The following is a 22888-nucleotide window of genomic DNA, read 5'->3' as shown; positions in this document are numbered from 1 at the left end:
CATGAAAGCCGAAGTAGCTCAACAACAGACGCTATCCGAGTTGGCCGAGCTCGATGCTTCCCTTGCCCGGCTGGAGCATCGGGTGAAGAACCTCGCCGAACAGCAGCGGCTCGAGGAGGTACAGGCTGCGCATCGGGAGGCCAACGACCGACTCGCGGCACTGCAGATCGCCATCGAGGATCTCGACGCCCAGATCGCCAAGTTCGAATCCGAGATCGACTCGGTCCGCCAGCGTGAAGACCGTGACCGCAAGCTGCTCTCGGGCGGCTCGGTGGACGCCAAACAGCTCACCGAGTTGCAGCACGAACTCGACACCCTGGAGCGCAGGCAAGCCGCACTGGAGGATTCGCAACTCGAGGTGATGGAGCGCCGCGAAGAACTGCAGCGCGACCAGCAAGCCGCGCTCGCGAGGATGGACGAGCTGCAGAACGAGCTGGGCTCCGCGCAGACCGCATGCGACGACGTCCGTACCGAACTGGATCAGCAGCGCCACCAGAGCCTGTCGCGCCGCGACGAACTCGTCGCGGCGCTCGACGCCGATTTGGTCAGGCTCTACGAACAGCAGCGCGCCCGCGGCGGTGCGGGGGCCGGCCAACTGCAAGGGCGCCGATGCGGAGCGTGTCGCCTCGAGATCGACAAGGGGGAGCTTGCGCGCATCTCCGCGGCGGCCGACGACGAGGTGCTCCGCTGCCCTGAGTGCGGCGCGATTCTGTTGCGTCTCAAAGGATCCGGCGCGTGAAGGTCATCGTCGAGGCCGACGGTGGCTCGCGCGGCAACCCGGGTCCGGCGGGCTACGGGGCGGTGGTGTGGTCGGCGGATCACGCCACGGTGTTCGCCGAGCGCAAGGAGGCGATCGGTCACGCGACGAACAATGTCGCCGAGTACCGCGGGTTGATCGCCGGCCTGAGCGAAGCGGCGAGCCTGGGCGCCACCGAGGTCGACGTGCGAATGGACTCCAAGCTCGTGGTGGAGCAGATGTCGGGCCGGTGGAAGGTCAAGCACCCGGACATCGCGGCCCTGCATCAGCAGGCCACAGCGCTGGCCACCCGTTTCGACCGGGTCACCTACAAGTGGATTCCGCGTGCGGAGAACAGCCACGCCGACCGGCTGGCGAACGAGGCGATGGACGCCGCGGCCGAAATTCCTTCCGGCGTGGCGGAAACCAAACCGCATCAGGCGTCGACCCCCACCGCGTGGAGCGGTGCGCGTGGGGCGCCGACGCGGTTCCTGCTGCTGCGCCACGGCCAGACCGAGTTGTCGGTCGACCGTCGATACTCCGGGCGCGGTAACCCCGCGCTGACGGATCTCGGCCGTCGTCAGGCCGAAGCCGCCGCGCACTATCTCGGACAGCGCGGGGGTGTCGCGGCGGTCGTCACGTCACCGCTGCAGCGGGCGTACGACACCGCGGCGGCGGCGGCCAAGGTGCTCGGCCTGGATGTGACCGTCGACGACGACCTGATCGAGACCGACTTCGGGGCCTGGGAGGGCCTGACCTTCGCCGAAGCGGCCGAACGCGACCCAGACCTGCATCGGCGTTGGCTGCGCGACACCTCGCTTGCGCCTCCGGACGGCGAGAGCTTCGACTCCGCTGCCGAGCGCGTCGGCAGGGCGCGGGCACGGATCCTGGCAGAGCGTGCGGGGGAGACGGTGCTGGTGGTCTCGCACGTGACGCCGATCAAGACGTTGCTGCGGGTGGCGCTCGACGGTGGCCCGAACATCTTGTACCGGCTGCACCTCGATCTCGCGTCGCTGTCGATCGCCGAGTTCTATCCCGACGGCGCGGCATCGGTGCGGTTGGTCAATCAGACGGCCTACCTGGATTAGTCGTGTAGGTGCAGTCGCTCGCCGTGCGGCCCGAAGATCGTGATCGCCTCGACCGGCCCGTCCACCGCGCCGAACCAGTGCGGCGTCCACGTCGAGAACTCCACCGCTTCACCGGGTTTCACGGTAAAGTCGCGCTCACCGAGGATCAGGCGCAGCCGGCCGGACAGGACGTACATCCAGTCCTGGCCTTCGTGCACCGGAAGTTCAGCGGGCGGATTGCGCCGCCGGGCGCTGATCCGGATCTTGAAGGCGTGCAGACCGCCGCCGGCCTGGCGGGTCAACGGCCAATACGTGATGCCGTGTGCAGTATGGGATCCGCTGCGCACGCGTGGGTCCTCGGCCTCCGGCGCGCGCAGCAGTTCGTCGGTGCTCACCGACAACGCGGCCGCCAGCCTGGGCAGGTGGTCGAGGGCGAGGCGACGCTTGCCGGACTCCAGCCGGCTCAACGTGGACACGTCGATGTTCGACCGCCGAGCCACCTCCTCCAGCGTCAGGCCGTGCTGGGTGCGCAAATCGCGCAGCCTGCGTCGCACCCGCGCGTCGACGCCGTCTTCATCTTTTGCCTGCATGGCAAGAAAGCTTGGCAGTTTCCCGCGGCCGCTGCAAGGTGGTCGCATGGACAGGATTTGGGATTGCGTCGTCGTCGGTGGCGGTGCCGCCGGGCTGAGTGCCGCGCTGGTGCTGGGCCGGGCCCGTCGTCGCACACTGCTGATCGACGGCGGCGCACAGAGCAACCTTTCCGCGCACGGCATCGGTGGGCTTCTGGGCCACGACGGCCGACCGCCGGCGCAGCTGTACGCGTTGGGACGTCGAGAGTTGTCGGCGTATCCGTCGGTCGAAGTGCGAACGGCAGAAGTCACCGGCGGGGAGCGCGCGGACGAACTGTTCGTCCTGCGGTTGGACGACGGCAAAGTCGAGCGGGCCCGGAAGGTGGTGTTGGCCACTGGCATGGAGTACCGGCCGCCGCCGCTTCCCGGCCTGGCGGAGCTATGGGGTCGGTCCGCCTTCCACTGCCCGTTCTGCCACGGCTGGGAAGTCCGCGATCAGCCCCTGGCCGTGCTGGCCAGCGGTGAGCGTGCGGTGCATACGGCGCTGTTGCTGCGTCTCTGGAGCGACGACGTCGTCCTGCTCACCGACGGTCCCACCGAACTCGACCTCGCACAGCGCGAGCGGCTGGCGGCTGCGGGTGTGACGATCGACGAACGGCCGGTGGCCGAATTGGTAGGCGCCGCAGGCACTCTGGAGGCCGTGGTGTTCACCGACGACAGCTGGCTGCCCCGGACAGGCATCCTGGTCGCCACGACGCTTCACCAGCGCACTTCGCTGGCCGAACAACTCGGCGCCACAACGGGCGAGTCGACTCCGGTCGCGCACAACCCGGTTCACATCGACGCGTTCTATCGCACCAGTGCGGACGGCGTCTTCGCCGCAGGCGACCTGGTGGCCCAGATGCCGCAGGTGGCCGCGGCGGTGGCGGCGGGTTCAGCGGCGGCGGCCGCCGTCGTGCAGAGCCTGGTCGAAGAGTATTTTCCAGCAGTCGTTCCCGAAGGGAGCCCACATGTCAACGCCTGACGCCAAACAACATTGGGAAGAGCGCTACAGCGAACGCAATCGCATCTGGAGCGGGCGGGCGAACGTTCGTCTGGTCGAGATGGTGTCCGGCCTCGAGCCCGGTACCGCGCTCGATCTGGGCAGCGGGGAGGGCGGCGACGCGATGTGGCTCGCCGAAAGGGGATGGCGGGTCGTCGCCGTCGACATCGCCGAAACCGCGTTGCGGCGTGCGGCCACCGATGCCGTCGCGCGCGGGGTGGGCGATCGGATCGACTTTCAGCAACACGACCTGTCGGAGAGCTTCCCCTGCGGCGAATTCGATTTGGTGAACGCGCAGTTCCTGCACTCGACATTCCCCCTTGATCGGACGGCGATCTTCCGCTCGGCCGCGCGGGTGGTCCGGGCGGGCGGGCTCCTGCTCATCGTCGACCACGGCACACCGCCGCCGTGGCTTTCCGAACTTCATGGCCACCACCAGACGTTCACACCGCCCGAGGAGGTCGTCGCGGCGCTGAACCTGTCCGAGTCCGAATGGGAACCGGCAAGGATCAGTACGCCGATGCGTGACGTCACGACGCCGGACGGCGAGCCGGCGCAGTGGTCCGACAACGTGATCCTGCTGCGGCGCCGGTAGACGCCGGTCGCGGTCGCATTTCGTGAGGTTCTCCACAGGCCGAAACTCATTCACAGAGAAATGCTTTCGTCGTTAAGACTTGATGCTCCTATTCGTGTTAAGGGTCAAGCGGCGTTGAGGTAGAGGCGGTAGTTGGCGGCCAGGGTGTCGTCGCGTTTGAGTCCGCGTTCGAGTCGCGAGATGTCGTTGGGCCAGACGCCGAAGTGTTCGGCGACGGTGGTCAGGGTGATGTTCTTGGCTCGGCGTGCGGGTCGAAGATCGCTGTAGTCGTCGATTTCGCAGGCTTGTGTGAGCAGTCTGAAGATCTCGCGGGCGATGGCCCGTTTGAGCAGTCGCAGGATTTCAATCTTGCTGCGGCCGTCGGCGGTTTGGCGGGCGACGTATTCGCGGGTGCGGGCATCGTTGGACATTCGGACGAGGGCGATGCGGTAGAGGGCGTTGTTTGCCGAGCGGTCCCCGCCGCGGGAAAGGCGGTGGCGGGTGGTCTTGCCCGAGGATGCGGGAACAGGGGCGGTTCCGCACAGGGCGGCGAAGGCGGCCTCGCTGCGCAGTCGGTGAGGATTCAGGCCGGCGGTAATCAGCAGCGCGGCGGCGGTGTCAGGTCCGACGCCGTGAGCGGCGCGTAGCCCAGGGTTGATCTGTTGGACCAGGATCTGGATTTGGTCGGTCAGCTGGTGTTCTTGGTGATGGAGGAACTGAGCACGGTAGGCCAGGGTCTTTAGTGCAGTGAGCACGGCGATGGTGGTCGTGTCGGTGTGGGCGGTGGGCCGGCAGCGCGCCAGCGCTTTGATTAATCCCCTGGTGGTGTGGCGCCGGTAGCGTTCGCGCAGCTCAACTGGTGCGGTCACCAACAGCGATTGGATCTGGTTGGTTGCGGCGGTTTGGGCCTTGACCGCGCCGCGGCGAGCGGTCAACAGCGCGCTCAGTGCGGCGGTCCGTTCGTCTTTGGGGGCGGCCAGGCCGTGGCCCGAGAGCGCGGCGCGGGCGGCGGCGTAGGCATCCAGCGGGTCAGACTTGCCGCGGCGTCGGCGTGCGGCGCGGTCAGGGCGATTGACTTCCACGACGTCGATACCGGCGTCCTGCAGTGCTCGGGTCAGCCCAGCGCCGTAGGAGTTGGTGCCTTCCACCCCGGCGATCATGACGGTCCCGAAGCTCTGCGCCCACTTGATCGCGATGTAGTAACCGGTCGGGCGGGTGGGAAACTCCGCATCGCCAAGGGGTTTGCCGGTATCAGACACAGCGGCCAGGTGAATTGTGTCGAGGTGGGTGTCGGCGCCGATGACGACGACCCGTGATGGTGTCACGATGGTGGTGCCCTTCTGCCGGTGTGCACCGGCGGTTGTGATGACACCCGGTAGGGCGGGCAGACAAGACATTGAAGAGGGAACTGCCAGGCTCCTGATTAGGTCATGTCCGCTCTGCCGGGGCTCAGGGTGCGAGACCCGACCGCCACCGGTGGGACAGATCAAGCGAAGGACAACCCAGCAGGGCGTCAGTCAGTGCGAGGGTCACCACCAGCGGCGGACGGGCCAGCCCATTCTCAACCGCGGTCGGTTGAACACCATCAATGTCGGTGGGCGGGCGTAGTGTCGGAAGCATGTTCGAAGAGGCTTCGGATGCGGACTTGGTCACCTTGATGGGTGAGGAGGCGCGTGAGGAGGCCGCGGCGACGGGACGGCGGTTGTCGTTGGTGGGGGAGTTGTGCGCGCGGCGTCACCCCGAGATGGTTGGAGCCGAGTTCTATGTCGCTGATGCGATCTCGGCGGTAGCAGCTGAGATCTCGGCGGTGCACAACATCAGCCACGCCCGGGCGGTGAGTCAGGTCGAGATGGCCCTGAGCCTGCGGGATCGGCTTCCGCAGGTGCTGCGGAGGTTTCGTCGGGGGGTAATCGACTATCGGATGGTGTCGACGATTATCGCGCGCACCCAGAACGTCGATGACGAGGTGATGGTGGGCCTGGATGAGGCGTTGGCCTGGCGGGTTGAGAAGTGGATGAAGCTGTCCAAACCCAAACTGCGCGATCGCATCGATGTGTTCATCGCCGAGTTCGATCCGGCCGCGGTGCGCGTGCCGCCCGAAACCGACAAGCACCGCTATGTCGAGATCAATCCTGGTGACGTCGCGGGGACGGCCTTGATGTCTGCCCAGCTCCGTGCTGAAGATGGCGCCGCGCTCGATGCTGGGTTGGATGCGTTGGCGGCCACGGTGTGTGACAACGATCCGCGCACCAAGGCCCAGCGGCGCGCTGATGCGTGCGGGCCGCTGGGTCGCCGGGAAGCCACACTGGCTTGCCAGTGCGGGCTCGACGATTGCCCGGCGGCTGGGCGGCGGGCCGAGGCGGCTGCTGCGGTGGTCCATGTGCTGGCTGAGCAGGGCACCGTGGAGGGCACCAGCGCCAAACCGGGATATCTGCCCGGTTTCGGGGTTCTGCCTGCCGAGTCGGTGCGTGAGCTGGCGCGCAACGCTGAACTCAAGCCGGTGATCGTGCCCTCAGCCGATGACGCTGCGCGCGCCGGGTATCGTCCCGGCGCCAGGTTGACTGAGTTCTTGCAGTGGCGCGACGTGACGTGTCGCTGGCCTGGTTGTGACAAACCGGTGTGGGGCTGCGATGTGGACCATACGGTGCCGTGGCCCTACGGCCCGACGCATCCGTCGAACACCAAGCACTACTGCCGCATTCATCATCTGATCAAGACGTTCTATAGCGGCAGCGGTGGCTGGCGGGAAGAACAGTTGCCTGACGGTGCAGTCGTTCTCACCGCCCCGACCGGACACCAGTACCGATCCGAACCCCACGGGGCGAGCTTGTTCCCGGTGCTGCGCCAACCCACCGGAGTCATCCGAGCCACCGCACCCCCACCAAACGACACCGCCGAGCGGATGGTGATGATGCCGCGCCGCAGGCAAACCCGCGAACAGGTGCGCCGTGAACGCATTGACACCGAACGACGGCGACGCAGCGAACTGATCGGCGAAGAGCAACGCCAACATCAGGCGTGGCTCGCCGCGAATTACAAGCCACCGCCGTTCTGAACTCGGCGTCACGCGCATCTTGCCGGCAGGCCAATTGATCATGAAATTGATGAACCTGCCAATATTCGGTCTCCGCGGTCCTAAGCTCGTGTCCAGATCTTGCCTCGTGTTCCGGAAAAGTGACCGTAGGAGACAGGAGTCCATGAGAAATCTCCCTGTAGGAACGGCGGCTGGTCTCTGTGCCGTTGCTTTGAGCTTTGGGCTTGTGGGCTGTGGTTCCAGCGGTGAAAGTGACACCGCCGCCACGACAACGACCTCGGCGACGAGCACAACCGGCACGTCGGCCGCGCCCAGCCCCCAGGCGGACGACGAAGACACGATCAACGAGTACATCACCGAGAACGGGATCGCCGAGACGCCGATCAAACCGGGTGAGCCGGGAACCCCCGATTTCGATTTCCCCATTCCACCCCGATGGAGCGATGCGGGGGAGGCGACGCCGGAGTGGGCCTACGGAGCCATCGTCTACGACGCCCCCAAGGATCCCAACGATCCGCCCGACATGTACGCGATCGCCTCCAAACTCACCGGCAACGTCGACCCGGCGAAGATCTTCGAGTACGCGCCGGAGCAACTGGAGGAAATGGCCGAGTTCAAACCATTGGGAGAACCCACAAGGGGCTCCTTCGGCGGCTTCGACTCGATTTCGTTCGCCGGCAATTTCATGGACAACGGCAAGCCGCGATTCGTCGCTCAAAAGACGGTCGTGGTGCCGGCCGCCGACGGCCTATTCGTCCTTCAGCTGAATGCGGACAGTCCCGATAGCGAGCAGAACGTGGTGCTCGATGCCATCAAGGTGATCGATGAACAGACGACCATCAGGCCGCCGTCGTGATCACCGGCATCCGTGACCCATGGACCCCGCTTACCGACGGAGACGCATCGATATGAGAATCCGGACATCGGCTCCAGCCGCCCTGTTGGCTTCGGTGTGCAGCGCCGTAGTGATCTCGTGGTCCCTCGTGGCCGCGCCTGCGGCGGTTGCGCAGTGCACGGCCGGCGAGGTGTGGGACCAGCGCACCGGGGTGTGCTGGGACCAGTCGCAGACCTCACTGGGGGTCTCGGGCACCGGCGGCTGGTGCAAACCGGGGAGGATCGGACTGTGCATTGCGGCCTGGCAGAACTCGCAGGTCCCCGGCGCGAACCTCAGTCCCGCCCCGCCCGCGGGCCCGGCGCCACGCTCGACTTGGCCTCGCGGCTGACGTCCGCCTAAAGCATCAGGACGGCGCCGTCCACGGGGTCAACCGAGGAATCCACGCGCGCACGTTTGCACGGTACGTCTCGTACTGCAAACGATAGGTCCGGACCAGGGTGGGCTCTTCGTACCACCGCACGAACGACGCGGTGACCGCCCATGCGATCGCGGCGTACAACACCAGCCACAGGTTGGCGAAAAGCACTGCCTGGCCGAGGATCGCGATGATCAGACCGACGTACATCGGGTTGCGGACGAACCGGTTGAACCCCGTCACGACCAGCCGCTGGGTCGGCGCGACGGGCATGGGAGTGCCGCCTGCCCTGACGAATTCGATGAACGCGTGGATGGGCGGGAACAGGCCGGCGACGATCATGATCCCGCCCAACACCACGCGCCACGCCGGAGCCTCGGAAAGCTCCCAGCGCGTGATCAACCACGGGCCGACCCCGACGACTGTGCCGGGCGCGACCACGAAGAAGGCAGCCGAGGCGACCGCAGCGGTGCTGGTCCGCACGTGCGCTACCCCGTGATGGCCGAGATGTCCGCGAGTTGGGTCAGGCGCACGCTGTTGCCCGACGGATCGCGGAATCCACAGTCGATGCCGTAGGGCATTTCGTGGGGTTCCTCCGTGAACTCGACTCCGCGCGAACGCATTTCCTCGTAGGAGGCCTGGCAGTTCTCCGTCGTGAGAAACACGGTGCCCGCGAAGCCCTTGGCGGTCAGGTCCAGTACCTGCTTGCGGGTCGGCTCGTCCATGACCGGTTGGCCGGGTACGGCCATCAGCACGATTGACACGTCGTCCTGGCCCGGCGGTCCGACAGTCAACCATCGGAAGATGCCGTCGACATCAGGCAGTGAAACATCCTGCCGCACTTCCATACCGACCTTCTCGGTCCAGAATCTCAGTGCGGCTTCTTGGTCATGTACCCACAGGTGGGCGCTTGCGATTTTGATCATGGCTGAACGCTACGACCGCCCGACTTTCCTCGTCTTCTCCCCGTGTGCTGTCTTGGTCACCCGACTGTCGGCGGGAGGTCGGGTGTCGCGCTTGAGGATGCAACTCGGAATCCGGGCATGGACGGCCGCGGGTGGAAGGCTCGCGCGGTACGCGGCCGGCGGCAGCCCGTACACCCGGGCGAAGCTGGTGGTGAACGACCCGACGCTCTGCAGGCCCACCATCACGCAGATATCGGCCACCGAGCGGTCGGTGTAGCGCAACAGCGCGGCCGCACGTTCCAGGCGACGGGTCTGCAGGTAGGCGCGCGGTGTTTCGCCGAAGGTGCGGGTGAACATCCTGCTGAAGTGCGCGCGCGACAGCCCGGCGGCCGCGGCGAGGTCGTCGACGGTGATCGCCTCGGCATAGCGCGCGTCGACCAGATCCTTGGCGCGCAGCAGATAGCGCGCCGGAGGCACCCGGGCCATGCGCCAAGTATGTCGAACTCGCGGAACAGCGGCGACACCCAGTACGTTGAACCCGCGGATGAGTTGGCTGGGCGGCCGCGGGATCCAGGTTCACCTGGATTTTCGAGGAAAGTCCGGACTTCACAGAGCAGGGTGATTGCTAACGGCAATCCGAGGTGACTCGCGGGAAAGTGCCACAGAAAACAGACCGCCACCACCGGGTCTTCGGACTCGGGGAGGTAAGGGTGAAACGGTGCGGTAAGAGCGCACCAGCATTCCGGGTGACCGGAGTGGCTAGGCAAACCCCACCCGAAGCAAGGCCAAGAAGGCCGCAACCTGGTTGCGGCCGCGCAGGCGCCCGAGGGTTGCTCGCCCGAGCCTGCGGGTAGGCCGCTCGAGGCACCCGGCGACGGTGTGTCCAGATGGATGGTCGCCACCTCGCCGCCGCGGTCAGCCGCGGTGGTGCGGGACAGAATCCGGCTTACAGGCCAACTCATCCGCCCCTGGCCGGGTGGGCCGGGCCGCGCTACCGTGCCTTGCGCACCGCCTTGGCGAGTTTCTTCAGCGTGCCTTTCAACTGCTCCCGCGAGCGGTGCGCCAGTTCCTCCTCCATCCGGAAGAGCAGACCGTAGGTGAACGTGTCCTCGCCCGCGGCGTGCGCGGCATCGGCCTGCTGGCTGAGGTGGGTCCGGCTGACGACGCTGTCCTGGTGGTCACCCAGCAGCGACTGAATGCTCTTGGCCCGATCCGAGACCTTGGACTCGCCGGTCGCCGCTGCCGTGTATCGAAGACGTTTAGCGCCCTTGCGAATTCGATGCAGGGCCTCGTCTTTGTCGTCGTCGGCCTCAGCGGCGGCGGCCGCCTTGGCCGCTTTGCGCACCCGCTTGTAGGCCGCGCCGATCGTCGCCTGGGTGCGCTCATCTTGGTCCTGTGACAGCGCCGGCTCCGCGGCGACCAGCCCTTCGAGCGCGTCGAGCAGCCGGAAGTAACGCTGCGACCGCATGGCGATCAGCGACCGGCGCAACCCGGCCGCATAGCGACGGTTGGCCCCGTCGACCAGCCGCTCCCGCACCGGCCCGCGGACCAACGCCGCCGGCAACTCGCCGAGGGCCTCCTCGTAACGTTCGGCCAGCACTTCGGCGTCGCGCGCCACTCCCAGAATTGCGGCCAGTTGCTTGAGCTCGTCGAGAATCCAGGCGTCGTCGGAGATGCCGAACACATCCCGAGAGGTCTGCAACAGGCTGCGGATCTTGCGCGTCGTCACCCGCATCTGGTGCACCGAGTCCGGCACGTCGGCGCGCACCGCGCGGTCCCACTCGATCAGCTGCTCGACCTGTGCGGCCACCGCACGGTGCACGACGTCGCTCGATGCGGAGGCAGTCTCCGGTGCCGACGACTCCGCCAACACCCGCGCCAACTTCGAACCGCTGGCCGCGGCTTCGGCGCCGGCGTCGATCAGCCGGTTCGACAGCCGGTCGAGCAGTTCCCGGTCGGCACCATCGGTAAGTTCGAGTTCCCATTCGCGCCACGCCTGCTCAGGGCCGCCCGGCTCGGCCGACGCCGTCACGTGGTCGTCACAGAACTCCGCGACCGGCGTCCCGTCGGGACCGTAGAGCATGTTGACGGTGCGCCGGGTCGAGATGCGCGCGACGGGGCGCAGCGGATGGTCGCGCACGATGGCCAGCACGATGTCGCGCAGCGCCTCGGGCACCTCGTTCTCATCGCCGAGAGGCTCCCTGACCTCCGTGCGGGCGTCGGGGCCCGCGGGGAGTTTGAGATGCCATCCTTCGTCCGGACCGCCGGTGCGCCTGCGCAGCGTGATACGCCGCGCCGCGAGGTCGTGATCGGGGGTATCGAAGTACACGGCCTCCAGGTGGTGCGCGGGCGATCCCTCGACCCGGGCCACCGCCGACAACCCTTCGAACGACGGTGCCACGGTCGATTCGCCGACGTCGAACTTGCGCTCGACCTCCAGATGCCGCGTCGACTTGTCGCTGGATTTGCCCATGGTGCGAGACAGATTGCCACATGCAGGTGAACACGGGGGAACGGATGCCGAGGACGGAGAAGATAGTGTCCCTGTGTGACCGAATACGAAACGCTGACCTTCGAGCAGACCGGTGCCATCGCCCGCATCACGCTGAATCGGCCGGATGCCGCAAACGGCATGAACGGCACCATGACTCGCGAGCTGGCCGCGGCGGCCAAGCAGTGCGACACCGCCGCGACCAAGGTCGTGGTGCTCACCGGGTCGGGCCGGTTCTTCTGCGCCGGTGGTGATTTGAAGGACTTCGCATCGGCGCCGGACCGCGGCGCGCAGATCAAGGGCGTCGCCGACGATCTGCACCGGGCGATCTCGACGTTCGCTCGGATGAACGCGGTCGTGATCACCGCCGTCAACGGCACCGCGGCCGGCGCGGGATTCTCGCTCGCGGTGACCGGCGACCTGGTGCTGGCCGCCGAGTCGGCATCGTTCACGATGGCCTACACCCGCGTCGGCCTCAGCCCCGACGGCAGCGCCTCCTACTACCTTCCGCGGCTCATCGGGATCACCAAGACCAAGGAACTCATGCTCACCAACCGCACCCTCACCGCGCAGGAGGCCTCGCAGTGGGGCCTGGTGACCGAGGTGGTCCCCGACGCCGAACTGGCCGACCGGGCCTCGAAGCTGGCGGACCAGATGGCGGCCACCTCGGCCGGCTCGAACGGTGGGGTCAAGCAGCTGCTGCTTACAACGTTCGGCAACGGGCTCGAGGAACAGATGGAACTCGAGGGACGGCTGATCGCCGCCCGCGCGGTCTCCAACGACGGCCGAGAAGGCGTCGACGCCTTCCTGGCCAAGCGAAAAGCCGAGTTCGCCTAGAAGGAGTGCTCGTCGGCGGGGAACACCCCGCTGGCCACCTCGTCGGCGTATTGCTCTGCGGCGCGGCGCAATTCGGCACCGACGTCGCCGAAGCGCTTCACGAACTTCGCGGTTTTGCCGTTGGTCATACCGGCCATGTCCTGCCACACCAGCACCTGCGCGTCGCAGTTCGCGCCGGCGCCGATGCCGATCGTGGGGATGGTCAGCTTGCCGGTGATCTGAGTGGCCAGTTCGGCGGGCACCATCTCCATGACGACGGAGAACGCGCCTGCTTCCTGCACGGCGATCGCGTCGTGAATGGTCTGCTCGGCGGCGTCACCGCGGCCCTGGACCCGGAATCCGCCCAGACCGTTGACGCTCTGCGGGGTGAACCCGATGTGGGCCATCACAGGGATGCCTGCCGCGCTCAGCGTTGCGATCTGCTCGGTCACACGCTCGCCGCCCTCGAGCTTGACCGCGTGCGCACCGGTCTCCTTCAGGAAGCGGGTCGCGGTGGCCAGCGCCTGCTGGGGCCCGCCCTCGTAGCTGCCGAAGGGTAGGTCGGCCACGACCAGCGCATGCGGTGCACCGCGCACGACGCCGCGTACCAGCGGGATCAGCTCGTCGATCGACACGGGCACGGTGGTGTCGTAGCCGTAGACGACGTTGGCGGCCGAATCGCCGACCAACAGCACCGGGATGCCTGCCTCGTCGAAGATGCGGGCGGTGGAGTAGTCGTAGGCCGTGAGCATGGCCCATTTATGGCCTTCGGCCTTCCACTTCTGCAGATGCAGGGTGCGGACCTTCGTCCGCGGAGCGGGCGGTTCGGCAGAGGTGCGTGGTTTGGCCTCGGCAGCCCCGTACACGGTCTGCTCAGACATCGTTGTCCCCCAATTGGGTGGGTCGGGTCGAATCCTCGAGGCCGAAATCGGTCCCCGGGTTCGCTGACGCCCCTCAGTCTGCCACTCTGTGCGCGAGATGTTAAAAGGCCTGTTGAGTGGATTTGCTCACACCCGGCGTCACCGGGCATAGCATTCCGACATGCAACGGCTCAGCGGGCTCGACGCCAGCTTCTTGTACCTCGAGACCGCGCAGCAGCCGCTGCATGTGTGTTCGATCCTCGAACTCGACACCTCGACGATGCCCGGCGGCTACACGTTCGACCGGTTCCGGGACGAGTTGAACATGCGGATCAAGGCGATGCCGGAGTTCCGCGACAAGCTGGCCGACACCCGGTTCAACCTCGACCATCCGGTGTGGGTGGAGGACAAGGACTTCGACGTCGACCGCCATCTGCATCGCATCGGCCTGCCCGCGCCCGGGGGCCCCCGCGAGCTCGCGGAGATCTGCGGACATATCGCGTCGCTGCCGCTCGACCGCACCCGCCCGCTGTGGGAGAAGTGGGTGATCGAGAACATCGACGGGACCAACCCGCAGGACGGCGGGCGTCTCGTGGTGATGACGAAGGTGCACCATGCAGGCGTCGACGGAGTCACCGGCGCGAGCATGATGTCGCAGCTGTGCAGCACCGAACCCGACGCGCCGCCACCGGATCCCGTCGACGGTTCCGGTGACGCGAGCTCACTGGAGATCGCGATCTCCGGTGCGGTCAAGTTCGCCACCCGACCGCTGAAGCTGGCCAGCGCGGTGCCCATGACCGTCTCCTCGGTGGTCGACACGGTCCGTCGCGCCCGCTCGGGCCTCTCGATGGCGCCGCCGTTCGCCGCCCCGAGGACGGTGTTCAACATGAACGTCACCGGGCACCGCAACGTCGCGTTCGCGCAACTGGATCTCGAGGACATCAAGACCGTCAAGAACCACTTCGGGGTCAAGGTCAACGACGTGGTGATGGCGCTGGTGTCCGGCGTGCTGCGCAAATACCTCGCCGACCGCGGCCAGCTGCCGGAGAACTCGCTCGTCGCGATGGTGCCGGTCTCCGTGCACGACAAGTCCGACCGGCCCGGGCGTAACCAGGTGTCGGGGATGTTCTCGCGGCTGGAGACCCACATCGAGGATCCAGCGGCCCGGCTGAAATCGATCGCCGAGGCGAATTCGGTTGCCAAACAACACAGTTCGGCGATCGGTGCGACCCTGTTGCAGGACTGGACACAGTTCGCCGCCCCGGCGGTATTCGGTGTCGCGATGCGCGTCTACGCCTCGAGCCGGCTCAGCGGTGCGCGGCCGGTGCACAACCTCGTCATCTCCAATGTTCCGGGCCCGCAGGTGCCGCTGTACTACCTGGGCTGCGAGGCCAAGGCGATGTATCCGCTCGGGCCGATCTTCCACGGGTCGGGTCTCAACATCACCGTGATGTCGCTGTCCGGGTCGCTGAACGTCGGCATCGTGTCCTGCCCGGAACTGCTGCCCGACCTGTGGGATATGGCCGACGACTTCTCCGCGGCCCTCGACGAGCTGTTGGCCGCCACGCGATAGCGCCCTAGCCAGCGGCGATGAGGGTTCATGGCAGCATGTTGAGCCATGAACGCCAAGATCGGGGTCTTCGCGACCACTGTGCTGCTCGCGGCCACCGGATGCAGCCAACTGGTCGACGGCCGCGCCGTCGTCGCGGTGCCGCCACCAGGCACCCCGATCGAATGGGCCAAATGCCAGACCGAACAGTCCGACGAGTCGCGGATTCCCGCCGACGCCGAGTGCGGCATGCTGTCGGTCCCGGTGGACTACGACGAGCCCGACGGAGACGTCGCCCGCATCGCGATGGTCCGGTTCAAGGCCACCGGCGACAAGATCGGCTCGCTGATCATCAACCCCGGAGGGCCGGGGGAGTCCGGTGTGGAGGCCGCCGCGAGCATCGTCGGCTCGCTGCCCGAGTCGGTGCGCCAACGCTTCGACCTCGTCGGCTTCGATCCTCGTGGCGTCGCGAACTCCACCCCCGCGCTGTGGTGCAACTCCGACGCCGACAACGACCGGCTGCGCGCCGAACCCCAGGTCGACTACTCGCCGGAGGGGGTTGCCGAGATCGAGAAGGAGACCAAGGAGTTCGTCCAGCGCTGCGAGGACAAGATGGGCAAGGAGTTCCTCGCCAACGTCGGGACCGTGAATGTGGCCAAGGATCTTGAGGCGATGCGCCAAGCGCTCGGTGACGAGAAACTGACCTACCTCGGCTACTCCTACGGCACCCGCATCGGCGCCACCTATGCCGAGAACTACCCGGACAAGGTGCGCGCGATGGTCCTCGACGGGGCGGTCGATCCCAACGCCGATCCCACCGAGGCCAACGTCCGCCAAGCCGCAGCCTTCCAGACCGCGTTCAACGACTACGCCGCCGATTGTGCGCAGAACCCCGCCTGCCCGCTGGGCACCGACCCTTCGAAAGCCAACGACGTCTACCACAGCCTGGTCGACCCGCTGGTGGAAAAGCCGCTGCGGACGCGGGATCCGCGGGGGCTGAGCTACTCCGACGCCATCGTCGGGACCATCCTGCCGCTGTACTCGCCGGACCTGTGGCGGCACCTGACGCAGGCGCTCAGCGAGATGGAGCGGGGCGCCGGTGACACCATGCTTGCGCTGGCCGATCTGTACATGGGCCGCGACGCGCAGGGTCATTACAACAACTCGACCGACGTACGGGTCGCGGTCAACTGCGTGGACAAGCCCGCCGTCACCGACCGCGCGAAGGTCGTCGAGGAGGACCGGCGGGTGCGCGAGGCGGCGCCGTTCATGAGCTATGGCGAGTTCACCGGGCACGCACCGTTGGGCACGTGCGCGTTCTGGCCCGTGCCGCCGACGAGCGAACCGCATGAACTCCAGGTGGAGGGGCTGCCACCGACGCTCGTGGTGTCGACGACCAACGATCCCGCGACGCCGTACCAGGCTGGTGTGGAGCTGGCCAAGCAACTCGGTGGGACTCTGGTGACGTTCCAGGGCACCCAGCACACTGTGGTGTTCCAGGGCAACAACTGCGTCGACGACATCGCGGCCAACTACCTCGTCGACCTGACGCTGCCGCCGACCGACACCACCTGCTCCTCGGACTGATCACCGGCGGGGCGTCTTCGGCTGGGCTGTGACCGCTACGGAATCTCCCAGTGGCCGGGGGCGCCGTCGAAGAACGGGTTCTCGAAACCCTGCACCGTCGGAAGCTTCCTCAGCTCATCCGGCGGGATTCCGTAGAAGGGGTTGCGCACCCCGTTGATGGTGGCCGATGCCCTCAGTTGTACCGCGCCGATCTGCTCGCCCGGCAGGCCGAAGTAGTCGTCGATCCCCGGAACGCCCGGCCAGGCGTCGGGCACGACCGACGCAGGGATCTCCCAGTGGCCCGGTGCCTCATCGAAGAACGGGTTTTCATACCCCTGGACCGTGCGCATCTTCTTGAGCTGTCCGGGTGGGATGTTGAAGAACGGATTCGGCACCCCGTTTATGGTTGCCGAGTTCATCAGCTGCCCAGGCGGAATGCGACCGCCCGGCAGGCCGAAGTAGGCGTCGACGTCGGGCAGGTTCGGCTCCAGCTTGGGCACGTCGACATCGACGACGGGAGCCGGAACAGGCGGCACGTCCACCTTGGGCAGCGGCGGCACCTCGACCGGCGGCACGTTCACGTCGACGTCCGGGACCCGCGGAGCCTCGACCCGTGGCACATTCACCTCGGGTGCCCTCGGTACCTCGACTCGCGGTACCTCGACCCCTGGCACGTCGACCTTGGGAACCGGCGGTGGGCCCGGAATGGGAGGCACCGGCGGGGACGGGAACTTCGGGTCGGCCTGCACGGTGCCCACACCCAACCCGAGTGCGGCGAAGCCCCCCACCGCCCCGACCAGGCTCATCGATATTGCGGTTTTCTTGAGATTCATGGTCGCTCCTCGCATCGGCTCAGCGGCGCGACCCCCCGAATGAACGCCGACTACCCGGGGGGTGTGCCGTCGAAACCCATGCGACGCCTCAGGATCGGCTCGCAGCGATCTGGGCGAGCAAATACTCCAGCCGATCGCGCTCGATGGCCGGCTGACTGCCCGCCGCGGCGCTGAGCATGAGCCCGCTGATGAACATCACCGTGAGCAGGGCCCGGTCGTCGACAGCGGAGGGGTCGGCCGCGTCCGGTTGTGATCGCTCCGCGAGCTCTCGGTGCAATCTGAGATAGGTCTGCGAATTGGTATGAAAGACAGCGGATATCGCCGAATCGCGGCTGGTCTGCAGGAGCAACTCGATTCGCGCGCGTGTCCGGGTGAGCCCGGTGCCGGTCAGCGACTTCATCACCACCTCGGCCAGCCTCGCGACGGCGGCCTGCCGGGATGTGTCGACGTGGGCTTCGGTGACCGAACGCAGGTCCGCAAGGTCGAGTTCGGCCACCCGCTCGGCGACGGCGTGGATCAGCGCGGTGCGGGTGCGGAAGTAGTACGAGGCGCTCCCATCGGGCACCCCCGCCCGGCGGTCGACTCGCGGATGACTGAGGCCCTTGGCGCCCAGCTCGGCGAGCAACTCGATGCCGGCGTCACACAATTCGCGGCGCCGTTGACGGCTGTCCGGCGCCCGACGCGCGGCCATCTCTACTTCGCAATCGGGCGGATCAGCACTTCTTGCGAGGTGCTGGCCACGGTGCGGCCCACCGCGTCACGGATGGTCCCGCGGATCAGCGCGCGATGTCCGGTGACGGCCACGGTGTCCTGGGTGTACAGATGCCACTCGTCGAAGCGGACGGGCCGGTGCAGCCACAGCGCGTGATCGAGGCTGACCGCCGCGATCGACGCGTAGTCGGCGGGGTGCGGGTGATTGCGCAACGCCATGTCCAGCAGCAGGTAGTCGCTCGCGTACGCCAGCATCGCGCTGTGCAGCGCGGGTTCGTCACCGACGGGACGGGGCAACCGCATCCAGTGCGACCGGGGCTCGGCCGTCTGCCTGCCACCCAGGAAGTTCGTCGGCTCCGCGATGCGCATCTCCACTGCCGGTGGAACGTCGACCCAGTTCTGCGCGTTCTTCCTCAGCCGCGCGGGGACCTGGTGCACCCAGTGCTGCAGCAGCGGCATCTCCTCCGGACCCGGGGTCTCGGGCTGCGGGCGCTCGAGTTCGGGTTCGGCGGCATTGGTGTGGAACGACGCAAGGGCGGTGAGCAGGGTGCGCTCACCTTGGGCGATGGTGACCCGACGCGTCGCCATCGATCGCCCGTCGCGCACGGCCTCGACGGCGATGTCGACCGGCGTGTCCGAGGCGCCGGTCTGGACGAAGTAGGCGTGCAGGGAATGCGGCGCGTGCCCGTCGACGGTGTGCGACGCGGCGTACAGGGCTTGTGCGAGCAGCTGGCCGCCGAAGATCCGGCCGAAGCGGTCCCGTTCGTTGGTCGCCCGAAAGCGGTTGTCGCCCAACGATGTCATTTCCAACGCCCGCTCGAGCGTGTCGAGGGACTCGAGCACGGCCTTCTCCAGTGCCGTTCCGCGCAGCGGACCGGACAGGTCGGTCAACGGGTCGATCTCATCAGTGGCCATCACGGGTGGATCCTGCCAGATGCTTGCCACCGCTGTCTCTAAGACTTTAGAGTCCGGGGGTGCCCCTTGGAATCCTCCGGCACTCGGTAGCCGTCGCGGGTCATGATGCGGACCGGATCGCTGCCGTCCCAGTCGGCGCATGTCTCAGAGATGGCACGCACCTGGTCGAGGAAGGCGGTTGGGGCCTCGACGACCTCGGTGTAAAACCCGAAGGCGGCCACGGTGTCGATGTAGGCGACGCGGAAACCGCCACCGGTGCTCTGGGCGGCAACCGGATAGCCCAGCGACGCGAAGTGTGCCGTCTTGGCATTGTAATCACTTGTGATCGTGGCTATTTGGTGAAACGAGCTCGTTCCGCCCCGGCTCCACTCGGAGTAGATGCTGGGTGTGTCGCAATGCTGCTGGATCAATTCGATCTGTACGGGGCCGGCTTGAGCCACCGCGACCTGAATCCGGACCGTGCGGATCTCACCCCCGTAGTCGGCCACCTGATCGGCGATGGGCAGCACGTGGAACGGTCCGACCCCGAACACGCGCGCCCAACTGGCGGCGGCCTCGAGGACGTCCTCGACGACGTGCCCGAGTTGAAAGAACCGAAAATCTCCTTCGGGCCAAGGCTGTTCGAACAGGTCCATGCGCACGATCATGGCATGACCGCGCAATGCTGAGCGGGGAACGCGTCCTCATCACGGGACCGGCCGGTCGCATCGCCTACGGCATCACAAAGACACTGGCTAGGGACAACGAGGTGTGGGGGATCGCTCGGTTCTCCGACCCGGCAGCGCGCGAGGAGGTCGAAGCCCTCGGTGTGACCACCCGCCGCGTCGATCTCGGCGACGGGGATTTTTCCCAGCTGCCAACCGATTTCACTTACCTGCTGCACATCGCCGCCGATTTCGGCGAAGACTATGAGCGAGGGTTACGCGTCAACGCCGAGGGAACCGGGCTGTTGCTGTCCCACTGCCGCGGTGTCAAGGCGGCGCTGGTGATGTCGACGGTCACCGTTTACAAACCTCACCCCGACCCGTGGCACCCATTCCGGGAGGACGATCCGATCGGCGATGCCGGATTGCCCAGTCCACAACCGTATTCGATCGTCAAGATCGCCGAAGAGGCCATCGCCAGATACTGTGCACGCGAGTTCGGCATACCCACAGTTATCGCCCGGATGGGCAGCGCGTACGGCGAGCGGGGCGGTCTGCCGCTGTGGCACCTGCAGGCCATCGCGGAGGGTCGGCCCGTCGTGGCTAGATGGGACCCGTTGCCGTACAGCCCGATCCACTACGACGACATCAACGCCCAGATCCCAGCGCTGCTGGACGCGGCGAGCGTTCCCGCCACCATCGTCAACTTCGCGGGCGACACTCCGGTGAGCGTCCAGCAGTGGTGCGCGTACTTCGGTGAACTTCTCGGCGTGTCGCCGCAGGTGGACATGCAGCCTGTGCCCGGTGCCTCGGTCGGTTCGGTCGGCGACCACACCAAGCGCACATCGATCACCGGACCCTGCACCGTGGACTGGCGAGAGGGCTTCCGCGCCATGGCCGCTCACCACTATCCGGACCGCATCGAGGCGTGACGCACATGCGCTATCCCGATCCGCAACAGTTGCTCGACGAAGCGGTCGCCGAATGCGGGCGCGCGGACTTCGGGCCCGGAGACTTCCGCGAAGGGCTGGCCATCCTGCTGGAAAGCCTGGAACGGGACGGCGATCTGGACCCGGGCACCGACGCCGCGGTCATCGGCGATTTGCGCCGCAGGCTGATCAACCGCCTCGAGGTCGAGGCTTATTACCGGGCACACCCCGAGGTCGAGGACGTCGTCATCGAGGGGCCCATCGACATCAACGGGTTGCCGCGCACGGGCACCACCGCCCTTGCCGACATGCTGTCGCTCGATCCACAGTTCCGGTGTCTGCGTGGCTGGGAGCAGTACCAACCCGTTCCGCCGCCGGTCGCCGGCGGCGAGGCCGACGACCCGCGCAGGCAGGCCTTCATCCGGATGCACGAGGACCGACCCGCCGCGCAGGCCGCCATGCACATCTTCGAGGTCGACGCCACCATGGAGGACACCGAGATCCTCGGGATGGCGTTCCACGGCCAGCAGATGACCTTGCCGGTGGCGGGTTACCGATCGTGGTGGCGGCGCGCGGATCTGAGCGAGACCTACGCCTACCACCGCAGGGTCGTGAAGCTGCTGGGGTCGACGTGCCCACCGCAGCTGTGGCTGTTCAAGGCGCCTCACCACAAATTCCACCTGGAGGCGCTCGCCGAGGCCTACCCGAACATGCGGTTCGTGATGACACACCGCGACCCGGCCAAGGTCGTGCCGTCCTACACCAGCCTGGTGTCCACCATCTTCCCGCCCGCGGCGGGCGAACGGGACCTGTGTGCACTCGGCCGCGAGGTGTGCGATCACCTGCGTGAGGGCATGGAGCGCGCCATCGTCGAACGCGCACGCATCGGTGAGGACCGCTTCCTCGACGTACATCATCGTGAGCTGGTCTCCGATCCAAGGGGCACCGTGCGCCGTGTCTACGACTGGCTGGGTCTGGAGTTGAAACCCGATGTTGCACAGGCGATTTTCGTCTGGCAGGACGCCAACGCCGTGGGCGCCAAGGGAACGCATAGGTACACCGCCGAGCAGTTCGGCCTCTCGGCCGACGAGATCCGATCCGACTACGACTTCTACATCCGGCATTTCGAGGTCACGGTGGAGGGCTGACACGATGACCGCATTACCCCGCTGGGACACCCAGATGGAGGCGCTCAAAGGCGTCGCCGACCACCTGCTGGCGACGTGGCGGCCCGACGGCGCCTCCGAAGCCGAAGTGCAGGACATGAACAAGCTCGCCCTGTCGATTCTCGCGTGCGGCTACCTCTGCCACGTCTACACCGACTCGCGGCGGCCGGTGTTCATGCCGCTGTGGAACTACGCGTGCAATCAGGGCGGGCCCAACCCGGACTACGTGTACCTGAGCGCTGAGGTCGACGGGTCGGGCGTCTACGAACTCGTCGGTCGTCGCGGCACAGTGCGGTTCGTCGAGATCACCCAGCAGGCACCCGGAATGATGAAGAGTCTCAAGGGCGTCGAGCGGCAGATGAAGTTCCGGGCCATCACCCACGACCTGGATGACCTGACGATCGCCGAGGACGGTTCCTTCCGCGTGATCATGTCCGCCGAACGTCCCGACTCCTACGACGGCGACTGGTGGCCGCTCAACCCCGAGGTCGGCAAGCTGCTCATGCGCAAATGCGCCTGCGACTGGAACGCAGAGATCGACGCCCAGGTCGCGATCAACCGCCTCGACGACGCAGGTGAGGACATGTCGCCTGCGGAGATCGCGCGACGGTTCTCGGAACTGGGCGACTGGATCAAGGGCATGATCGACTTCGACATGGAGCTGGTCCGGTACTACCGGGAGCACCACGGTTTCAACGTGCTTTTGCGGTCGCAGTGGATCCAGCAGGGTGGTGGCCTGGCCACCAAGCAGGCCTACTACGACGGCATCCATCAGATTGCCGACGACGAGGCGTTGATCGTCGAGTTCCCCGTGCCGGCGAACTGCTACTACTGGCAGATCCTGGTGGCCGACGACCGGTTCTCGACGGTGGACTGGGTGAACCGGCAATCCAGCCTCAACGATATTCAGGCGCGGATCGACCCCGACGGCTGGTGTCGCGGCGTGGTGTCCAAGCGCGATCCCGGCGTGTACAACTGGCTCGACAAGGCCGACTGGCCGTGGGGGATCCTGCAGGCACGGTTCTACAAGGCCGAGGAGTTCCCCGACGTCACGGTCACGAAGGTGCCGGTCGCCGACGTGCTCGACCATCTCCCGGAGGGCACACAGGTGCTCACCCCAGATGAGCGCCGAACCCAGCTGCGGCACCGTCGAACGGGTGCGCAGATGCGCCGGATCTGGTGATCAGCCCATCGATTGCAGCCGCCGTGTAACACCGATTTAACAGCCGGT

24 protein-coding genes and 1 other RNA gene are annotated in these 22888 nt (G+C 66.8%); 14 read left to right on the top strand and 11 right to left on the bottom strand.

All coding sequences use genetic code 11. The features are described 5' to 3' along the window. Position 1 precedes the first annotated feature (1 nt). Complete coding sequence (locus tag AU192_RS02420; RefSeq protein WP_064394078.1) at positions 2 to 739, top strand: zinc ribbon domain-containing protein; 738 nt, start codon at positions 2 to 4, stop codon at positions 737 to 739. After that, positions 736 to 1824, top strand: a complete 1089-nt coding sequence (locus AU192_RS02415) for a bifunctional RNase H/acid phosphatase (protein ID WP_064394077.1) — start codon at positions 736 to 738, stop codon at positions 1822 to 1824. Before AU192_RS02420 ends, AU192_RS02415 begins: the two co-directional genes overlap by 4 nt. On the opposite strand, the gene AU192_RS02410 is transcribed toward AU192_RS02415, so the two are convergent. Further along, positions 1821 to 2393, bottom strand: coding sequence for a helix-turn-helix domain-containing protein (locus AU192_RS02410; protein WP_064394076.1), 573 nt, complete (start codon positions 2391 to 2393; stop codon positions 1821 to 1823). The two genes, AU192_RS02415 and AU192_RS02410, sit on opposite strands and share 4 nt — an antisense overlap. Before the next feature lie 46 nt (positions 2394 to 2439). Here AU192_RS02410 and AU192_RS02405 point away from each other — a divergent pair, with 46 nt between their 5' ends. Both AU192_RS02405 and AU192_RS02400 read left to right on the top strand, forming a co-directional pair. Next, positions 2440 to 3396, top strand: a complete 957-nt coding sequence (locus AU192_RS02405) for an NAD(P)/FAD-dependent oxidoreductase (protein ID WP_064394075.1) — start codon at positions 2440 to 2442, stop codon at positions 3394 to 3396. Beyond that, positions 3383 to 4009, top strand: a complete 627-nt coding sequence (locus AU192_RS02400) for a class I SAM-dependent methyltransferase (RefSeq protein ID WP_064394074.1) — start codon at positions 3383 to 3385, stop codon at positions 4007 to 4009. The genes AU192_RS02405 and AU192_RS02400 overlap by 14 nt, the downstream gene beginning before the upstream one ends. Before the next feature lie 104 nt (positions 4010 to 4113). Here AU192_RS02400 and AU192_RS02395 read toward each other — a convergent pair whose 3' ends face one another. After that, the gene (locus AU192_RS02395) at positions 4114 to 5313 is read right to left on the bottom strand and encodes an IS110 family RNA-guided transposase (protein ID WP_064394201.1); all 1200 of its coding nucleotides are present in this window, start codon (positions 5311 to 5313) and stop codon (positions 4114 to 4116) included. A 293-nt stretch (positions 5314 to 5606) separates the two neighbouring features. Here AU192_RS02395 and AU192_RS02390 point away from each other — a divergent pair, with 293 nt between their 5' ends. The 3 genes from AU192_RS02390 to AU192_RS25565 are packed head-to-tail and all read left to right on the top strand — an operon-like array spanning position 5607 to position 8245. Beyond that, on the top strand, positions 5607 to 7043 hold the full coding sequence (locus tag AU192_RS02390) for an HNH endonuclease signature motif containing protein (RefSeq protein WP_064394073.1): 1437 nt from the start codon (positions 5607 to 5609) through the stop codon (positions 7041 to 7043). A gap of 40 nt (positions 7044 to 7083) precedes the next feature. Next, positions 7084 to 7878 (top strand): envelope biogenesis lipoprotein LpqN, encoded by a 795-nt coding sequence (gene lpqN, locus AU192_RS02385; RefSeq protein WP_242656881.1) that lies wholly within the window; start codon positions 7084 to 7086, stop codon positions 7876 to 7878. A gap of 52 nt (positions 7879 to 7930) precedes the next feature. Further along, on the top strand, positions 7931 to 8245 hold the full coding sequence (locus AU192_RS25565; RefSeq protein WP_133148006.1) for a hypothetical protein: 315 nt from the start codon (positions 7931 to 7933) through the stop codon (positions 8243 to 8245). Positions 8246 to 8260: 15 nt separating this feature from the next. On the opposite strand, the gene AU192_RS02375 is transcribed toward AU192_RS25565, so the two are convergent. Genes AU192_RS02375 through AU192_RS02365 form a run of 3 tightly spaced genes read right to left on the bottom strand, consistent with a single transcriptional unit; the run spans position 8261 to position 9663 of the window. Next, entirely contained in the window at positions 8261 to 8755 is a 495-nt protein-coding gene (locus tag AU192_RS02375; RefSeq protein ID WP_064394070.1) for a methyltransferase family protein, read from the bottom strand. A gap of 5 nt (positions 8756 to 8760) precedes the next feature. After that, the gene (locus AU192_RS02370; RefSeq protein WP_064394069.1) at positions 8761 to 9198 is read right to left on the bottom strand and encodes a VOC family protein; all 438 of its coding nucleotides are present in this window, start codon (positions 9196 to 9198) and stop codon (positions 8761 to 8763) included. A 9-nt stretch (positions 9199 to 9207) separates the two neighbouring features. Continuing rightward, complete coding sequence (locus tag AU192_RS02365) at positions 9208 to 9663, bottom strand: helix-turn-helix domain-containing protein (RefSeq protein ID WP_064394068.1); 456 nt, start codon at positions 9661 to 9663, stop codon at positions 9208 to 9210. Between the two features lie 59 nt (positions 9664 to 9722). On the opposite strand from AU192_RS02365, the gene rnpB reads away from it, so the two are divergent. Further along, an RNA gene (gene rnpB, locus AU192_RS02795) (RNase P RNA component class A) lies at positions 9723 to 10142 on the top strand. A gap of 26 nt (positions 10143 to 10168) precedes the next feature. Here rnpB and AU192_RS02360 read toward each other — a convergent pair. Continuing rightward, a complete protein-coding gene (locus AU192_RS02360) occupies positions 10169 to 11650 on the bottom strand; it encodes a CYTH and CHAD domain-containing protein (RefSeq protein ID WP_064394067.1) in 1482 nt (493 codons plus the stop codon). A 75-nt stretch (positions 11651 to 11725) separates the two neighbouring features. Here AU192_RS02360 and AU192_RS02355 point away from each other — a divergent pair, with 75 nt between their 5' ends. Continuing rightward, positions 11726 to 12505: an enoyl-CoA hydratase/isomerase family protein gene (locus tag AU192_RS02355; RefSeq protein WP_064394066.1), complete on the top strand. Its 780-nt coding sequence runs from the start codon at positions 11726 to 11728 to the stop codon at positions 12503 to 12505. Here the strand turns inward: AU192_RS02355 and panB are convergent. Continuing rightward, positions 12502 to 13365 (bottom strand): 3-methyl-2-oxobutanoate hydroxymethyltransferase, encoded by an 864-nt coding sequence (gene panB, locus AU192_RS02350; RefSeq protein WP_064394065.1) that lies wholly within the window; start codon positions 13363 to 13365, stop codon positions 12502 to 12504. The genes AU192_RS02355 and panB overlap by 4 nt on opposite strands. A 160-nt stretch (positions 13366 to 13525) precedes the next feature. Between panB and AU192_RS02345 the strand changes: the two genes are divergently transcribed. Next, positions 13526 to 14917, top strand: coding sequence for a WS/DGAT/MGAT family O-acyltransferase (locus AU192_RS02345; RefSeq protein WP_064394064.1), 1392 nt, complete (start codon positions 13526 to 13528; stop codon positions 14915 to 14917). 45 nt (positions 14918 to 14962) lie between these two features. Then, entirely contained in the window at positions 14963 to 16480 is a 1518-nt protein-coding gene (locus AU192_RS02340) for an alpha/beta hydrolase (RefSeq protein ID WP_064394063.1), read from the top strand. Positions 16481 to 16515: 35 nt separating this feature from the next. Here AU192_RS02340 and AU192_RS02335 read toward each other — a convergent pair whose 3' ends face one another. From AU192_RS02335 to AU192_RS02320, 4 genes are all read right to left on the bottom strand, one after another. After that, positions 16516 to 17292, bottom strand: a complete 777-nt coding sequence (locus AU192_RS02335; protein WP_233151483.1) for a hypothetical protein — start codon at positions 17290 to 17292, stop codon at positions 16516 to 16518. Positions 17293 to 17380: 88 nt separating this feature from the next. Beyond that, the gene (locus AU192_RS02330; protein ID WP_064394062.1) at positions 17381 to 17983 is read right to left on the bottom strand and encodes a TetR/AcrR family transcriptional regulator; all 603 of its coding nucleotides are present in this window, start codon (positions 17981 to 17983) and stop codon (positions 17381 to 17383) included. Between the two features lie 2 nt (positions 17984 to 17985). After that, positions 17986 to 18918: an acyl-CoA thioesterase gene (locus AU192_RS02325; RefSeq protein WP_064394061.1), complete on the bottom strand. Its 933-nt coding sequence runs from the start codon at positions 18916 to 18918 to the stop codon at positions 17986 to 17988. A 38-nt stretch (positions 18919 to 18956) separates the two neighbouring features. Then, positions 18957 to 19553: a VOC family protein gene (locus tag AU192_RS02320; protein ID WP_235630165.1), complete on the bottom strand. Its 597-nt coding sequence runs from the start codon at positions 19551 to 19553 to the stop codon at positions 18957 to 18959. Positions 19554 to 19579: 26 nt separating this feature from the next. Between AU192_RS02320 and AU192_RS02315 the strand changes: the two genes are divergently transcribed. The 3 genes from AU192_RS02315 to AU192_RS02305 are packed head-to-tail and all read left to right on the top strand — an operon-like array spanning position 19580 to position 22840. Continuing rightward, entirely contained in the window at positions 19580 to 20494 is a 915-nt protein-coding gene (locus AU192_RS02315) for an NAD-dependent epimerase/dehydratase family protein (RefSeq protein ID WP_064394059.1), read from the top strand. A gap of 5 nt (positions 20495 to 20499) precedes the next feature. Continuing rightward, positions 20500 to 21639: a sulfotransferase family protein gene (locus tag AU192_RS02310; RefSeq protein ID WP_082694885.1), complete on the top strand. Its 1140-nt coding sequence runs from the start codon at positions 20500 to 20502 to the stop codon at positions 21637 to 21639. Between the two features lie 4 nt (positions 21640 to 21643). After that, positions 21644 to 22840 (top strand): hypothetical protein, encoded by a 1197-nt coding sequence (locus AU192_RS02305; RefSeq protein WP_064394057.1) that lies wholly within the window; start codon positions 21644 to 21646, stop codon positions 22838 to 22840. The last annotated feature ends 48 nt before the right edge of the window (positions 22841 to 22888 follow it).

Origin of the sequence: Mycobacterium lehmannii (genome assembly GCF_001499925.1) — a bacterium.
In the GTDB taxonomy this organism is placed as follows: domain Bacteria; phylum Actinomycetota; class Actinomycetes; order Mycobacteriales; family Mycobacteriaceae; genus Mycobacterium; species Mycobacterium lehmannii.
Note: the sequence above shows the minus strand (reverse complement) of the source record. Positions and strands in the feature narration are given on the sequence as shown.

Bases quoted from the DNA above. Each gene is read 5' to 3' on its own strand.
- AU192_RS02420 (WP_064394078.1), top strand. From the start codon at position 2: ATGAAAGCCGAAGTAGCTCAACAACAGACGCTATCCGAGTTGGCCGAG.
- AU192_RS02330 (WP_064394062.1), bottom strand. From the start codon at position 17,983: ATGGCCGCGCGTCGGGCGCCGGACAGCCGTCAACGGCGCCGCGAATTG.
- AU192_RS02325 (WP_064394061.1), bottom strand. From the start codon at position 18,918: ATGGCCACTGATGAGATCGACCCGTTGACCGACCTGTCCGGTCCGCTG.
- AU192_RS02370 (WP_064394069.1), bottom strand. From the start codon at position 9,198: ATGATCAAAATCGCAAGCGCCCACCTGTGGGTACATGACCAAGAAGCC.
- AU192_RS25565 (WP_133148006.1), top strand. From the start codon at position 7,931: ATGAGAATCCGGACATCGGCTCCAGCCGCCCTGTTGGCTTCGGTGTGC.
- lpqN (WP_242656881.1), top strand. From the start codon at position 7,084: ATGAAATTGATGAACCTGCCAATATTCGGTCTCCGCGGTCCTAAGCTC.
- AU192_RS02320 (WP_235630165.1), bottom strand. From the start codon at position 19,553: ATGGACCTGTTCGAACAGCCTTGGCCCGAAGGAGATTTTCGGTTCTTT.
- AU192_RS02335 (WP_233151483.1), bottom strand. From the start codon at position 17,292: ATGAATCTCAAGAAAACCGCAATATCGATGAGCCTGGTCGGGGCGGTG.
- AU192_RS02390 (WP_064394073.1), top strand. From the start codon at position 5,607: ATGTTCGAAGAGGCTTCGGATGCGGACTTGGTCACCTTGATGGGTGAG.
- AU192_RS02410 (WP_064394076.1), bottom strand. From the start codon at position 2,393: ATGCAGGCAAAAGATGAAGACGGCGTCGACGCGCGGGTGCGACGCAGG.
- AU192_RS02345 (WP_064394064.1), top strand. From the start codon at position 13,526: ATGCAACGGCTCAGCGGGCTCGACGCCAGCTTCTTGTACCTCGAGACC.
- panB (WP_064394065.1), bottom strand. From the start codon at position 13,365: ATGTCTGAGCAGACCGTGTACGGGGCTGCCGAGGCCAAACCACGCACC.
- AU192_RS02315 (WP_064394059.1), top strand. From the start codon at position 19,580: ATGCTGAGCGGGGAACGCGTCCTCATCACGGGACCGGCCGGTCGCATC.
- AU192_RS02365 (WP_064394068.1), bottom strand. From the start codon at position 9,663: ATGGCCCGGGTGCCTCCGGCGCGCTATCTGCTGCGCGCCAAGGATCTG.
- AU192_RS02360 (WP_064394067.1), bottom strand. From the start codon at position 11,650: ATGGGCAAATCCAGCGACAAGTCGACGCGGCATCTGGAGGTCGAGCGC.
- AU192_RS02305 (WP_064394057.1), top strand. From the start codon at position 21,644: ATGACCGCATTACCCCGCTGGGACACCCAGATGGAGGCGCTCAAAGGC.
- AU192_RS02400 (WP_064394074.1), top strand. From the start codon at position 3,383: ATGTCAACGCCTGACGCCAAACAACATTGGGAAGAGCGCTACAGCGAA.
- AU192_RS02340 (WP_064394063.1), top strand. From the start codon at position 14,963: ATGAACGCCAAGATCGGGGTCTTCGCGACCACTGTGCTGCTCGCGGCC.
- AU192_RS02405 (WP_064394075.1), top strand. From the start codon at position 2,440: ATGGACAGGATTTGGGATTGCGTCGTCGTCGGTGGCGGTGCCGCCGGG.
- AU192_RS02310 (WP_082694885.1), top strand. From the start codon at position 20,500: ATGCGCTATCCCGATCCGCAACAGTTGCTCGACGAAGCGGTCGCCGAA.